Here is a 13,922-nt window from a genome sequence, read left to right as displayed (position 1 = left end):
TCCCTACCGGGGGGCGATCGCCTCCACCTGCTCAAGCGCGGCGTCCAAACCGTCCACGGTCCGATCGATGTCCGCATCCGTGTGCGCGACACTCACGAAGCCCCCGGTGCCCATGAAATGCACCCCGTGGAGGAGCAGGGCCAATGCCAGGCTGGTCGTCATGGGGGTCTGCCGTTGCTGCTTGAGGTCGTCGGCCGGGATATGTCGAAGCGATGCTGGATCCCCGGGGGTCAGCCGCTGATCAAACGCCAGGTGGAACCTTGAGGCCTCTCCGTAGGCCACGCCCCGCACCCCGCGCTTGGCCAGGCGCGCGTTCAGCTCGCGGAGGAGGCGGGCCGTCATCGCGTCGACCTGGGTGTGGACCCGTCCGTCGCGGATCACATCGAGGCAGGCGATGCCGGAGGCGGCCGACAGCGGGTTGGCGTTGAACGTGCCGGGATGACGGACCCGGCGGCCGGTTGATGGAGCGGCGCCGATCGCCGCAAGCAGATCGCGCCGTCCGGCCACGGCTCCTCCGGGGAGGCCGCCGGCGAGGATCTTGGCCAGCGTTACCAGGTCCGCCGTGACGCCGTACGCCCGTTGGGCGCCTCCCGGAGACCAGCGGAATCCGGTGATCACCTCATCCATGACCAGGCACACCCCCCGCGCGGTGGTGAGCGCGCGGAGGTTCTGGAGGAAACCGCGAGGGAGGGGCACCGCTCCCGCGGACGCGCCGCTCGGCTCGATGATCACGGCGGCGATATCGGGATCCGCAGCCAAGGTTTTCCCGACGGCGTCCAGATCGACCGGCAGGACGACCGTTTCGCTCGCGGTGGCCGGGGTGATCCCGGGCGGCCGGTCGGTGAAGGGGGGCGCTTGGCCGGGGCTCACGGCATCGTGCCATCCGTGAAAGTGCCCCTGGAACTTCACGAGCTTCCTCCTTCCCGTCGCCGCGCGGGCCAGCCGCAGGGCGAGCAGGGTGGCCTCGGTGCCGGAACTTGTGAAGCGCACCATTTCGGCGCCCGGAACCAGCGCGCGGACGCGCTCCGCCCACTCGATCTCCCCCAGGTGATTGGCCCCCGGGTGCGTTCCGAGGGTGATCTGCCGGTGAACGGCCTCCACCAATGTGGGATGGGCGTGCCCCAGGATCAGCGCGCCGTGCCCCATCGCGTAGTCGACGTAATCGTGCCCGTCCAGGTCCCATTTATGGGCGCCGCTGGCGCGCGCGATGTACGGGAGGAACGGAAGAAACGACCGGCTGTCGTGGGTCACGGCGCCCGGCAACAAGCCGTCGGCGCGTTCGTGCGCGGCCCTGGACAGCGGGTTGGCCTTGGTGTAGGTCTCGACGAGCGCGGCTTCGACCGTTTGGGTGTCGGGCACGGCTGCTCTCCTCTGGGAAGGCGTTGGGGTGCGCGGGGGAGTACTTGCATCCCAAGAACAGGAAATCCTGTGTCGCCACGGAGTGTTCGATGGAGGCCCTCCTCTTGCGATCGCCGGCGCCTCTCGCGGCGAAGCCGTCGCCGCTCGAACTGACCGAGGTACCCACACCGGTGCCCGGTCCCGGGCAGATCCGCGTCCGGGTGCGGGCCTGCGGCGTCTGCCACACCGACCTCCACATCGTCGAAGGCGACATCACCCCTCCGGTGCTGCCGGTCGTCGTCGGCCACCAGGTGGTCGGCACGGTCGACGCGGTGACGCGGGGGGTGGAGCGGTGGCGTGTGGGGGACCGGGTGGGGATCGCCTGGCTCGCCGGAGCGTGCGGGACCTGCGCCCGCTGTCGAGAGGGTCGGGAGAACCTCTGCGAGCAGGCCCGCTTCACCGGTTACGATGTTCCGGGCGGCTACGCCGAGGCGATGGTCGCCGACGCCCGGTTCGCCTACCCGCTGCCGGCGGCCTACGACGATCTGGAGGCCGCTCCGCTCCTCTGCGCGGGGATCATCGGATACCGGTCGCTCCGGCTGGCCGACGTCCGCGGGGGGGAGCGCGTGGGACTGTTCGGGTTCGGCGCCTCCGCTCACCTTGCCATCCAGGTGGCGCGCCACTGGGGGTGCGAGGTTCACGTGTTTACCAGAAGCGCCGCGCACCGCACGCTCGCCCGAGCACTCGGGGCCGCCTGGGCCGGGGGGCTCGATGAGGCGGCGCCCGCCGAGGTCGATCGCGGCGTCGTCTTCGCCCCTTCCGGGGAAGTGGTCGTGGGGGCGCTCAGGCACCTGCGCCGAGGGGGGACGCTTGCGGTCAACGCTATCCACCTCGACCGGATCCCGGAGTTTCCGTACGCCCGCCTCTACTGGGAGCGGACCGTGCGCAGCGTGGCCAATGCCACCCGGGCGGACGCGGAGGAGTTCCTCGCGATCGCCGCGGAACTGTCGTTGCACGTCACCGTGACGCGGGTGGCGCCGCAGGGGGCGAACCGCGCTCTTGGTGCTCTGAAGCGAGGCGAGCTGCAGGGGGCGGCGGTCCTGGACTTCTCGGGGGCACCGACCGACGGCTCCGCGGGAGATCCCGGGCCTCGGCGTTGAGGTGAGGGCAGCGCCGCCCCCGGATGTCCGGGGCGGGGCCCGGATGAGGATAGGGGAGGGGAGCCGTGGACTACGCCCGGCTGTTTCGATTGGACGGCAAGGTGGCCCTCGTGATCGGAGGGGGATCGGGGATCGGGCAGTCCGCCGCTCGAGCGCTGGCGGCCCACGGGGCGCTGGTCGTCTGCGCCGACCTCAACGAGGCGAGCGCGCGGGAGACCGTCGGCCTGATCGGCGCCGCCGGGGGCCGCGCGGAGCCCCGCGCCGTGGACATCGTGGACGAAGCCCGAGTTCGTGCCCTGGTGACCGAGGTCGGGTCCCGCCACGGATCGCTCGACGTCGTCGTATCCACGCCGTCGATCAACGTGCGCAAACCGATACTCGACTACACCGCCGAGGACCTGGATCGCGTGCTCACGGTCAATCTGAAGGGGACGTTCTTCGTGCTGCGCGAAGCCGGGCGATTCATGGCCGGGCAGGGGCGCGGGAGTATCATCGCCTTCGCTTCGATTCGCGCCCTGGTGGTCGAGCCCGGGCAGAGCGTATACTCCGCGACCAAGGCCGGCACCGTGCAACTCGTCAGGACGCTGGCCGCCGAACTCGGTCCCAAGGGCGTCCGGGTCAACGCCGTGGCCCCCGGCGTCGTGGAGACGCCGCTCACCCGGCAGATCACCCAGAATCGGGACTGGTACCAGGCGTACGCCGATCGATCCGTGCTGGGGCGATGGGCGTCGGCGGATGAGATGGCCGGCCCGGTCGTTTTCCTGGCGTCGGACGCCGGCAGCTATGTGACCGGATCCTTGCTCTTTGTCGACGGCGGGTGGACGGCCGTGGACGGCCGATTCACCCCGCCGTTGTGAATCCCGGTGGAGGTGCAGTGATGGCGCGCGTCCCGTACCTGGATCGAGAGGACCTTCCGCCCGGGGACCGGGAGATCTACGACGACCTTGTCGCGACGCGTGGGTCGGTGCTCAATCTCTTTCGGGTCCTCGCTCATACCCCGCTGCTCCTCAGGCGGTTGCTGGGGTACAGCAGCGCCCTCCGCAACGATCTCAGCCTGAGCGCGCCCCTCCGCGAACTCGCGATCATCACCGTCGGGCGGATCTGCGGGGCGAGCTATGAATACACCCACCACTGGAACAGCGCGCGGCGTCTCGGCATCCCTCGGGAGAAGCTGGAAGCGCTGGAGGCCTATCCGCGCGACCCGCAGTTCAGCGCCGAGGAGCGGGCGGTGCTCCGGTACAGCGAGGAGGCCACCCGGGCCGTTCGGGTGGGGGAGGAGACGTTCGACGCGCTTCGCAAGTTCCTCACCACCCGGCAGATCATGGAGCTCGTGCAGGTCGTGGCCTACTACAACATGATCGTCCGCATCTTGGAACCGGTGGGCGTCGCCCTGGAGTCGGGGGTGACGAAAGCCCCCTAGCACCCCGGCCGGCGCTATCGTCCCCGCTCGGGCGGCAGCGTCTCCGCCAACTGGATGAGGACCCCGTGGCCGCTCTTCGGATGCACGAACGCCTCCCGCCATTCGGGGTTGTCATAGTTCTCGCCCACGACCCGATACCCGGCGTCCCGCAGTCGTTCCGCCCATCGCGGGAGATCCTGGACCTTGAAGGTGATGTGGTGCAAGCCTTCGCCGCGCGTGTGGAGGAATCGGTGGAGGAAGCTGTCGGCGCCTCTGGGTTCCAGCAGTTCCACGGTCCCGGCGGGAAAGGTCAACTGCTGAAAGGTGAACCCCGTGCCGATGCCCCGCTCGGCGGGGACGCCCCCCAACAGATCTCGAAACAGCGCCATCGCGTCGCCGATGCGGTGGACGGCAACCGCGACGTGGTCGAACGTGATCATGGATCCGCCTCCCTCTGGGCATGCCGGTGCGGCGTGACGGTCCGGTCGGCCGGCAATGGATTCTCGGTCGCAGGAGGAGTTCCCCGCCTCCTACGGAAGAACCGGGAAGTTGCGGGCGGCCCTGGGTGGAGGCACGTGGATGGGCGACGTCGTGATCATTGATGGAGCGCGGACCGCGTTTGGGCGTTTCGGGGGGGGCCTGCGCGGAGTCACCGCGACGCAGTTGGGCGTTGCGGCCGCGGGGGGGGCGCTCGCCCGCGCTCGGGTCGCCCGGGAGGCGATTGACCACGTGGTGTTCGGCAACGTCGTGCAGTCGAGCGCCGACGCGGTCTACCTGGCTCGACACGTGGGGCTGGGGGTCGGCGTGCGCATCGACTGCCCCGCGATCACGGTCAATCGATTGTGCGGGTCGGGGCTCGAAGCCGCGGTGACCGGCGCCCGCCTGATCCAGGCGGGGGAAGCGGAAGCGGTGCTCGCCGGCGGATGTGAAAACATGAGCCAGGCGCCGTTCGTCGTCCGGGGTGCGCGCGAGGGACTGCCGCTGGGCCCGGGGGTGCTTGAAGACACCCTGTGGGCGGCCCTGACCGATTCCGCCTGCGGGCTCGGGATGGCGGAGACCGCGGAGAATTTGGCGGAAAAGTACCAGGTGACCCGCGATGAACAGGACGCCTTCGCCGCTCGGAGCCACGCCCGCGCCGCCCGTGCGCGCGCCGCCGGGAGGTTCGCGGAGGAGATCGTGCCGGTAGAGATCCCCGCAGGGCGCCGGGGTCCCTCCGCGGTGGCGGAGGATGAGCACATCCGCCCCGAAACGACGGTCGAGCAGCTGCGGCATCTTTCCGCGCGGTTTCGGGAGCGCGGGACAGTCACGGCCGGCAACAGCAGTGGGATAAACGATGGCGCGGCGGCGGTGATCCTGACCACGGATCGGTTCGCGGCGCGCGAGGGACTCCGGCCGCTCGGACGGCTGCGGTCCTGGGCGGTGGTCGGGGTCCCGCCGGAGATCATGGGCATCGGCCCGGCCCCGGCCACCCGAGAGGCGTTGGCGCGCGCCGAACTGACCCTCGCCCAACTCGGGGTCATTGAGGTCAACGAGGCGTTCGCTGCCCAGTACCTGGCGGTCGAGAGGGAGCTGGGCCTGGATCGGGAACGCGTGAATCCAAACGGCGGGGCGATCGCCCTCGGCCATCCGATTGGGGCCAGCGGTGCCCGGCTGCTGCTGACCCTGCTCTACGAACTCCGCCACCGGGGAGAGCGGTACGGGCTGGCCACCCTCTGCATCGGCGGAGGCCAGGGCATCGCGGCCGTCGTCGAGGCCGCGTGATCCTCCCCCCACACGATCTCCGCTGCGTGGCCCACGCCTCGCATCTTTTGGGCGGTGAGCCAGGCGGACCGCGGCCGTGATCGGTCCCCAGCGCGGCATCGATCGGCACCTGCCGGACGGGGTGCGGGCGACGGGGGGGATGCGCGGGAGCGCGTCCGTTTCGCTTCCGTCCCTTGCGGAACGCTCTGCCGAGCTGCCCCGCCGGTCGCGGTCGGTCGCGGTCCGCCGCGCCACCGAGTTCCGGTCCGCGGTCGCGGCGAGCCTTCTCCAGCGGGGCGGGGTCACCGAGGCGGTCGATCTCGCTCGGGGGATCGCCGCGCGGAACACCTCCCTGCCGCAGATCGCCTGATGGACCTTGCCGGCGCCCGCGTGCGCCTGGCCTCCCGGCCGGACCTCCTGCGTGAGCTGGGCGAGGTCGTCGGCGGGGCGAACGTGTTCTCCGAGCTCGGGGATCTTCTGGCCTACGAATACGACGCGTCAAACATCACCGCGGTGCCCGATCTCGCCGTGCTGCCCGGATCCGCAGAGGAGGTGGCTGGGGTCCTTCGGGTGGCGGCCCGGCATCGGGTTCCCGTGATCCCGCGGGGGGCCGGGACGGGGGTGGCGGCCGGGGCGCTCCCCATCATCGGCGGCGTGGTAGTGGTCATGACCCGGATGAACCGGATCCTGGAGATCGATCTCGATAACCGGGTCGCCGTAGTGGAACCCGGCGTCACCAACATCGACATCACGCGGGCGGTGGCCGATCGGGGGTACTTCTATGCCCCGGATCCCAGCAGCCAGTACGCGAGCAGCATCGGGGGAAACGTCGGGCACAACTCCGGCGGGCCGCACACGATCGCCTACGGGGTGACCACGAACCATGTGCTGGGACTGGAAGTCGCGCTGCCGACCGGGGACCTGGTTCGGGTGGGAGCGCGCGGCCCCGACGGAGCCGGCCTTGACCTGACCGGGCTGATCGTGGGGTCGGAGGGAACGCTCGGGATCGTGACCCGCATCTGGGTGCAGCTGCTCCGTAAGCGGGAGGCGCTGACGACGCTCCTGGCGATCTTCGCGGATCTCGATCGGGCGAGCGAGGCGGTGACGGAGATCATCGGCCGGGGCGTGGGACCCGTCGCACTCGAAATGATGGACCGCAACGCCATCCAGGTGATCGAGCCGTTCGTGCACGCTGGGTATCCGCTGGACGCCGAGGCCGTGCTCCTCGTCGAGGTGGAGGGTCTTCGCGAGACGCTGCCGAGGCTCGGGCGCATCGTGGACGAGGTCTGTCGCCGCCACGGCGCGTCGGAGGTGCGCCTTGCGCGCTCGGAGGAAGAGCGTCAGGCCTTGTGGCTGGGGCGGAAGGCGGCGTTCGGGACGCTCGGCCGCATCGCGATCAACTACTATCTGCACGATGCCGCCGTTCCCCGCTCGAGGCTCCCCCAGATCATGCGCCAAGTGCAGGAGATCGCCGAACGGGACAAGCTGACCCTCGTCAACATGTTCCATGCCGGCGACGGGAATATTCATCCGCTGATCGTGTTCGATGCGCGAATCCCGGGGGAGACCGAGCGCGTCATCCGCGCCGGGGAGGAGATGCTGCGCCTATGCGTCGAGGCGGGAGGAACGATCTCGGGAGAGCACGGGATCGGTTTCGAGAAGACCAACTATATGCACTGGATCTTCGCCGCGGCGGATCTCGAGGCGATGCGGCGGATCAAGGCGGTGTGCGATCCCGAGGGGATCATGAACCCGTGGAAGCTCTTCCCGACCCCGATCTCCTACTCGGAGGTCCTGATGGCGGGTGGAGGAAATTCCCCGCGTCCGGAGGCCGGCCGGTGAGGCGCGTCGCCCGCTCAGCCGCAACCGTGCTGGCGATCGCCGCGGCGGTGCTGGTCGTGGCGGTGGGCCGAACCCATGCCGCCGGCGGGATGACGCCGGGGGTCGCCGCCGGCGGCGTGCCGATCACCGCGAACGTGGAGACGGTTCAGCGGATCATGGGCCAACCCGCCGACGAGCTCAAGGATCCGTCCAACACGCGGATTTACATCCAACGGTGGGAAGACCGCTGCCTGGGCGCCCGATATACACCCCAGGGCAATCTGCTGGCACTGGATGTATGGTTCGACGTCGGAAAGGCCTGCCCCGGATCGGGCTACACCGTGCAGGGAAGGGGAGGGGAGGCAGTAGGGTTCGCCGACGGGGGCGCGGACGTGAAGCGGGTGTTCGGGTACCAGCCCGATCGTGTCCTCCGCGCATCGAGATTTACGATTTTCGTCTACGACGCCCAGGGGATCGCCTTCTACATCCGCGAAGGCGGGGATCGCGACGGTCACGTGGACGTGATGACCGTGTTCTTGCCGACCACCTCGCGCAGTGTCTGGTCCCCCGCCGCGTGGGGCGGCCGATAGGGCGGGGGGCCGAGGGGGAGGGACGTGCGCGCGTGAAGGGAAGGGGGGGCTGATGCGTACCCGCACGCTTGGAGCCGGTGGGCCACAGGTGTCGGCGTTGGGACTCGGGACGATGTCGATGTCGGGCATCTACGGGCCCGTCGATGAGGCCGAGGCGGTCGCGACCATCCAGCGCGCGATCGATCTCGGCATCTCGCTGATCGACACCGCCGAGGCCTACGGTGCAGACGGTCACAACGAGAAGCTGGTCGGTCGGGCCATCCACGGTCGCCGGGACCGGGTGGTCCTGGCGACTAAGTTTGGCGGCGGGCTCGAGGTGGGCAGAGGCCGCGTCGATTACGTTCGTCGGGCGATCGACGCCAGCCTTCGCCGCCTGAATGTCGAGACCATCGATCTCTATTACCTCCACCGGGTCGATCCCACCACGCCGATCGAAGAGACCGTCGGGGCGATGGCGGAGCTTGTTGCCGCTGGAAAGGCGCGGTTCCTCGGTCTCTCCGAGGCCGCCCCCGCCACCATCCGCCGAGCGTACGCCGTCCACCCGATCACGGTGCTGCAGAGCGAGTATTCGCTCTGGACCCGGGACGTGGAGTCCACCGTCCTCCCCACCGTTCGCGCCCTCAAGATGGGGTTCGTCGCCTACAGCCCGCTGGGACGTGGGTTTCTGGGGGGAGCGCTCCGGGCACCCGAAGATCTGGCGAAGGGAGACCGGCGCCGCGATCACCCGCGCTTTCAATCCGAGAACTTCCACCGCAACCTGCCGCTCGCCGGACATCTGCGGCGGCTGGCGGCCGCACGGGGGGTGACCCCGGCCCAGCTCGCGCTGGCCTGGCTCTTGCACCGCGGCGACGACATCGTACCGTTGTTCGGCACCCGGCGGTCGGCCCGTGTGGAGGAGAACTTGGCGGCCGCTGAACTCAGGTTGACATCCGAGGAATTAGCCAGGATCGACGAGCTGTTCCCGTTGGGCGCGGCGGCCGGCGCGCGATATCCGGAGCCGGCGATGCGGCGGGTGGAGTCCACCGCGGACTGATCGGCCCGGCGGCGCGATCACCGCTTCTTCGCCGGGGCGCCCCTTTCTCCAACGACGACGCAGCGTGGCGTGGACATCGACAGAGGCAGAGGAGGGGACAGATGCGCTTGCGCAACAAAGTTGCGGTGATCACGGGTGGGGCGTCGGGGATCGGGGCGGCGGCGGCGCGCCTGTTCGCGCGCGAGGGGGCGAAGGTGGCGGTCGGGGATCTCGCGGATGCCACCTCAACGGTGAGGGAGATCGGCGGCGGCGACGCGTTCTCGATGGTCATCGATGTCACCGCGGGCGGGCGCGTGGACGCGCTGATCCGCGCGGCGGTCGAACGCTGGGGCGGCCTTGATATCATGTTCAACAACGCCGGGGTGGGGCTGCCCAAGCCCATCACAGAAGTGACCGAGGGCGAGTTTGACCGCGTGTTCGCGGTGAACGTCAAAGGCCTGTATTTCGGCTGCAAGGCCGCCCTGCCGTTCCTGCTGAAGCGCGGCGGCGGATCGATCATCAATATGTCGTCCAACGGCGGGCTGATCGGACGGGCGAGCGATCCCGTGTACTGCGCCTCGAAGCATGCGGTGATGGGCTTGACCAAGGCGCTGGCGGTCAGTTATGCGCACCTCAATATTCGCGTCAACGCCCTCTGTCCGGGACCGATTGATACCCCGATGTTATGGCTCGGGGTCGAGACGCCGGAGCAGCGTCGGGAGAGGCTCCCCGCCGTTCTGGCGACATGCCCGGCCGCCCGGTACGCCTCTGCCGACGAGGTGGCGTCCGCGGCGCTGTTTCTGGCGTCCGACGAAAGCGCGTTCATCACGGGGATCGGGCTGCCGATTGATGGGGCCAAGGCGGCGGGGGTGATGCCTCTGGAGCGCTACCGGCTGGATTTTGCCGTCAACATGTGAGACGTTGTGCAACTGCCCTTGCCCACGCGCAATCGGGATGAGACCCGTACCGCTCTAGAGTCATCGGGGCAGGACGGACGGGTGGCCGGGGAGCAGGGGGAGGACGTCCTCGACGGTTTCCGCAAAGCGGAGCAGGGCCAAATCGCGGGGTTCCACCCGAAGCCCCGTCTCGAAGGACCGGACCAAATCGCGCCACTTCGGGCCGACGAGCACCAGGGGGCGGAGGGGGATCGACTCCGTCTGGAAGAGATTCCAGGCCAGGGCCACTTCTCCCAGCGTCCCCGGCCCGCCGGGTAGCGCGACGTAGGCGTCGCTCTCCATCAGGTACTGCAGCCGCTCGAAGAGATGCGGGGCGGGGATCTCCTTGGTCAGCCAAGGATTTGCCTTGAGCCGCTCGGCCCAAAGGGTCACCGTGATGCCGATCGCCGTCCCGCCGGCCTCAGCGGCGCCGCGGCTGGTGGCCTCCATCGCCCCCCCGTACCCCCCCGAGCACACCGTGTAGCCCGCCTGAACCAGGAGGCGGCCCAACCGTCTGGCCTCTTCGTACTCCGCGTCGGCTTCCGTCAGCCGGGATGATCCAAACACCGTGCCGTCCCAATCCCATGGTGCTTTCCGCCACCTCCACGGCTCGCTCCCCGCGTCCCTGAGCGTTTGGGAAGCGCCGTTCCTGGGTAACTATAGGGAAAACCGAAGAAAGCGTTGGTAGCGTCGCTTGGGGCGTGTTTCTACATGGTGTGCGGGCTTCCTGCGGAGTCGTCGACGGCGCTTACCCTACGGCCGGTGGTCTTCTGACGTGGTCCTCGATCGGGCTCCGCAGATTGGTCGGCGTACCTTGAGCCCTGTGATGCTCGACCTCACGGTTCCCGCCGACCCCTCAGTCCTGCAGGGGATTCGCCGATCGTTGCGGGGGGTCGCCCGCGATCTCGGGATCGATCCGGACAAGTCCGAGGAGTTGCAGGTGGCCGTGGGAGAGGCGATGAGCAATGCCATCGAACATGCTTATGCCTCCGATCCCGGGACGATCCACCTGCGCGTCAGGTGCGATGATGCTCGGCTCGTCGTCGAGGTAGAAGATCGTGGTCGCTGGCGACCGCGGCGGCCTGGGCGGCAGGGGTACGGTCTTCGGTTGATGCGGACGCTGATGGACGACATGAGTGTAGATACCACCGCCGACGGGACGACAATTCGCCTCATGCTCACGCTTGAGCACACCTCGTCTGATCACCTCTAAGGACTGGAACGACAGTTATCAACGAAGTTTTCAAAAGAACTCGGACTGCTCATCCCAGCGCGGAAATTCCTCCCCAACCCTTTTCCCCAGGAATTAAGAGGTCCTATGGTACTCAGAAATGGGAACCACACAATGGTAATGACTGGTTGGGCGGTGACCCAATGAATCGGGCGCTTATCACAGGCATTTCCGGGCAAGATGGCTCGTATCTTGCAGAGCTTCTTCTCGCCAAGGGGTATGAGGTCCACGGCCTCATTCGGCGTGCCTCCACATTCAATACGTACCGGATCGAGCATATCTATCAGGATCCACACGACCCCGGGGCTCGACTCTTTCTTTACTATGGGGATCTAGCCAACCTGGAGCAATTGGCTAACATCATCTATAACGTACGGCCAGATGAAGTGTACCATCTTGGCGCACAGAGCCACGTCAAAGTGAGCTTTGAAATGCCAGAGTACACGGGCGATATTACTGGCCTGGGAACGGCCCGTATCCTCGAGGCAATCCGCCGGAGCGGGGTGCGGACTAGGTTCTACCAAGCGTCCAGTAGCGAGATGTTTGGAGATGCCCCTGCACCGCAAAACGAGAGGACCTCGTTGCAACCGAGAAGTCCATATGCGGCTGCTAAAGTGTATGCCCACTGGATAACGGTCACCTACCGGGAAAGTTACGGGATTTTCGCTAGCAGTGGGATACTCTTTAACCATGAGAGCCCCCGTCGAGGCGAAACATTCGTCACCCGCAAGATTACCCGTGCTGTGGCGGCGGTTCTGGCTGGGAGGCAAAACCGGCTCTTCCTTGGGAACTTAGATGCCAAGCGTGACTGGGGGTATGCGCCGGAATATGTGGAAGCGATCTGGAAGATTTTGCAGCAAGATCGGGCCGACGATTTTGTCATCGGAACAGGCGAAACCCATTCGGTTCGTGATTTTCTAGAAGAAGCGTTCGCCTATGTGGGTCTGGATTGGCGCGAGTACGTGACCGCCGACCCGCGGTATTTTCGGCCATTGGATATACCGGTGCTCCGGGCCGACGCCTCAAAAGCGAACCACGAGTTCGGCTGGGAACCGCGGGTGAGTTTCGGCGAACTCGTGAGGATAATGGTCGACCATGATGTCGCGAGACTCGGGCTGGAACCGCCGGGAGAAGGGCGCAAGGTTCTCGAGGAAAAGAGGTTTGGGTGGCACCGGTGGAATGCCCAGACCCCCGCCGCTTTAGAATCCAACTTGGAAGCGGTTTGGTAGGGGAGCTGCACTTAATGAGATCCTGGGGCGAGGCCCGAGTTGTTGTGACCGGCGGCGGCGGATTTCTCGGGTCGTACGTAGTCGAGAAGCTTCGCGAGCGGGGGGCCGCTCAGGTGATCGTGCCCCGGCGGAGCGAGTACGATCTTCGGGATGCCGGTGATGTGGTCAGAATGCTCCGTGAGACTCGTCCCAATATGGTGATCCACCTAGCGGCGCACGTCGGCGGCATCGGAGCGAACCGCGCCCGCCCCGCTGAGTTCTTCTACGACAACCTCATGATGGGTGTTCAGCTTCTTGACGCATCCTGGAAGGCTGGGGTCAACAAGTTCGTGGCCATCGGCACGGTATGCTCGTATCCGAAGTTCACTCCGGTGCCCTTCCAAGAGAAAGACTTTTGGAATGGTTACCCTGAAGAGACCAACGCACCTTATGGGATCGCGAAGAAGATGTTGGGGGTGCAATCACAAGCCTATCGCCAGCAATACGGCTTCAACTCGATCTTTCTTATCCCAGTAAACCTCTACGGCCCGAGGGACGATTTCGACCTTGAAACCTCGCATGTCATTCCGGCACTCATTCGCAAGTGTCTGGACGCAAAGGCGAATGGTGATGCGCACATCACCGTTTGGGGTACAGGGGAGGCAACACGAGAATTCTTGTACGTCGCTGACGCGGCCGAAGGGATTGTGGTTGCTGCCGAGCGATACGACAGTAGTGCTCCGGTGAACCTGGGTTCTGGGATGGAGATTCGAATTCGTGATTTGGTCGCAATCATCGTCCGCCTGACAGGTTTCGAGGGTGAAGTAGTTTGGGATGCCACCAAGCCGGATGGCCAGCCAAGACGAGCTTTGAACATCAGCGAAGCGAAACGATTGTTGGGGTTCTCCGCGAACACGCTCTTTGAAGAAGGTCTTCGCCGTACGATTGATTGGTACCGCGAACATCGATTCGACGACCACCCCATTCGAGCCCCACAACTCGACACGCTCCGGTAGTTCTCTCGGTTCAAGAATCTCCATCGAGTTTCGGCCGCGGGAACTTTCCCGGCCCACCCGCGCGCTATCAGGACCATCTCACCCAAGTATGGGAAGGAGGCCAACGAAGAACGGAAACGGCCACCGGGACAACGATTCGCCTCACACTCACGTTGGAGAACGGCTCGGCCGATCACCTTGGCCGCAAATATTAGGACCCGGGCGCCATCTGCGGGTTTCTCACGTATCTGCCATGTTGGTTATCGCCGGCGGGATGTATGGGAAGCTGTGGGATGTTTTTCTGGAAGGTTGTGGGGGGATTATTCCCTCCTTTCTCTTCCCCCCGACGTGTCGGTTGCCGCCTGGGGTCTTCTGGAACCCCGCTTCCGTCTAATTTTCCTAGCGCAGGGGCATATTTAACATCTTGAAGCTATTTCGGGGGCGCTATATATGTCGGTGGCCTCCATAATAACAATAGGGGGGTGTTTTAGGA

General features: G+C 66.6%; 15 protein-coding genes. 12 read left to right on the top strand and 3 right to left on the bottom strand.

Annotated elements, in window-relative coordinates; translation table 11 throughout:
* Window positions 1–3 precede the first annotated feature (3 nt).
* The gene (locus VKV57_04760) at window positions 4–1,359 is read right to left on the bottom strand and encodes an aminotransferase class III-fold pyridoxal phosphate-dependent enzyme (GenBank protein ID HLW59221.1); all 1,356 of its coding nucleotides are present in this window, start codon (window positions 1,357–1,359) and stop codon (window positions 4–6) included.
* 89 nt (window positions 1,360–1,448) lie between these two features.
* Between VKV57_04760 and VKV57_04755 the strand changes: the two genes are divergently transcribed.
* The 3 genes from VKV57_04755 (at window position 1,449) to VKV57_04745 (ending at window position 3,918) form a co-directional block, all read left to right on the top strand.
* Window positions 1,449–2,498 carry a zinc-dependent alcohol dehydrogenase family protein gene (locus VKV57_04755; GenBank protein HLW59220.1) on the top strand — a complete coding sequence of 350 codons (1,050 nt, stop codon included), beginning with the start codon at window positions 1,449–1,451 and terminating at the stop codon, window positions 2,496–2,498.
* A 65-nt stretch (window positions 2,499–2,563) separates the two neighbouring features.
* On the top strand, window positions 2,564–3,355 hold the full coding sequence (locus VKV57_04750; GenBank protein ID HLW59219.1) for an SDR family oxidoreductase: 792 nt from the start codon (window positions 2,564–2,566) through the stop codon (window positions 3,353–3,355).
* 20 nt (window positions 3,356–3,375) lie between these two features.
* Window positions 3,376–3,918: a carboxymuconolactone decarboxylase family protein gene (locus VKV57_04745; GenBank protein ID HLW59218.1), complete on the top strand. Its 543-nt coding sequence runs from the start codon at window positions 3,376–3,378 to the stop codon at window positions 3,916–3,918.
* A gap of 14 nt (window positions 3,919–3,932) precedes the next feature.
* Here the strand turns inward: VKV57_04745 and VKV57_04740 are convergent, their stop codons facing one another.
* Complete coding sequence (locus VKV57_04740) at window positions 3,933–4,337, bottom strand: VOC family protein (GenBank protein HLW59217.1); 405 nt, start codon at window positions 4,335–4,337, stop codon at window positions 3,933–3,935.
* Between the two features lie 139 nt (window positions 4,338–4,476).
* Here VKV57_04740 and VKV57_04735 point away from each other — a divergent pair, with 139 nt between their 5' ends.
* The 6 genes from VKV57_04735 (at window position 4,477) to VKV57_04710 (ending at window position 9,977) form a co-directional block, all read left to right on the top strand.
* Window positions 4,477–5,658 carry an acetyl-CoA C-acyltransferase gene (locus VKV57_04735; protein ID HLW59216.1) on the top strand — a complete coding sequence of 394 codons (1,182 nt, stop codon included), beginning with the start codon at window positions 4,477–4,479 and terminating at the stop codon, window positions 5,656–5,658.
* A gap of 76 nt (window positions 5,659–5,734) precedes the next feature.
* A complete protein-coding gene (locus VKV57_04730; protein ID HLW59215.1) occupies window positions 5,735–6,007 on the top strand; it encodes a hypothetical protein in 273 nt (90 codons plus the stop codon).
* Window positions 6,007–7,479, top strand: a complete 1,473-nt coding sequence (locus VKV57_04725; GenBank protein ID HLW59214.1) for an FAD-linked oxidase C-terminal domain-containing protein — start codon at window positions 6,007–6,009, stop codon at window positions 7,477–7,479. The genes VKV57_04730 and VKV57_04725 overlap by 1 nt, the downstream gene beginning before the upstream one ends.
* Window positions 7,476–8,048 carry a hypothetical protein gene (locus VKV57_04720; GenBank protein HLW59213.1) on the top strand — a complete coding sequence of 191 codons (573 nt, stop codon included), beginning with the start codon at window positions 7,476–7,478 and terminating at the stop codon, window positions 8,046–8,048. The genes VKV57_04725 and VKV57_04720 overlap by 4 nt, the downstream gene beginning before the upstream one ends.
* Before the next feature lie 52 nt (window positions 8,049–8,100).
* Window positions 8,101–9,081, top strand: coding sequence for an aldo/keto reductase (locus VKV57_04715; protein HLW59212.1), 981 nt, complete (start codon window positions 8,101–8,103; stop codon window positions 9,079–9,081).
* 101 nt (window positions 9,082–9,182) lie between these two features.
* Entirely contained in the window at window positions 9,183–9,977 is a 795-nt protein-coding gene (locus VKV57_04710) for a glucose 1-dehydrogenase (GenBank protein HLW59211.1), read from the top strand.
* A gap of 60 nt (window positions 9,978–10,037) precedes the next feature.
* On the opposite strand, the gene VKV57_04705 is transcribed toward VKV57_04710, so the two are convergent.
* A complete protein-coding gene (locus VKV57_04705) occupies window positions 10,038–10,562 on the bottom strand; it encodes an LOG family protein (protein HLW59210.1) in 525 nt (174 codons plus the stop codon).
* A 259-nt stretch (window positions 10,563–10,821) separates the two neighbouring features.
* On the opposite strand from VKV57_04705, the gene VKV57_04700 reads away from it, so the two are divergent.
* The 3 genes from VKV57_04700 to VKV57_04690 all read left to right on the top strand — a co-directional run bounded on the left by VKV57_04700 (window position 10,822) and on the right by VKV57_04690 (window position 13,450).
* Window positions 10,822–11,208 carry an ATP-binding protein gene (locus tag VKV57_04700; GenBank protein ID HLW59209.1) on the top strand — a complete coding sequence of 129 codons (387 nt, stop codon included), beginning with the start codon at window positions 10,822–10,824 and terminating at the stop codon, window positions 11,206–11,208.
* Between the two features lie 161 nt (window positions 11,209–11,369).
* Window positions 11,370–12,455 (top strand): GDP-mannose 4,6-dehydratase, encoded by a 1,086-nt coding sequence (gmd, locus tag VKV57_04695; GenBank protein HLW59208.1) that lies wholly within the window; start codon window positions 11,370–11,372, stop codon window positions 12,453–12,455.
* Between the two features lie 14 nt (window positions 12,456–12,469).
* Complete coding sequence (locus VKV57_04690; protein HLW59207.1) at window positions 12,470–13,450, top strand: GDP-L-fucose synthase; 981 nt, start codon at window positions 12,470–12,472, stop codon at window positions 13,448–13,450.
* Window positions 13,451–13,922 lie beyond the last annotated feature (472 nt).

The sequence above is a fragment of the bacterium genome (assembly GCA_035307765.1).
GTDB lineage: Bacteria > Sysuimicrobiota > Sysuimicrobiia > Sysuimicrobiales > Segetimicrobiaceae > Segetimicrobium.
The sequence above is the reverse complement of the archived record's forward strand: the minus strand, read 5'-3'. Positions and strand labels throughout refer to the sequence as shown.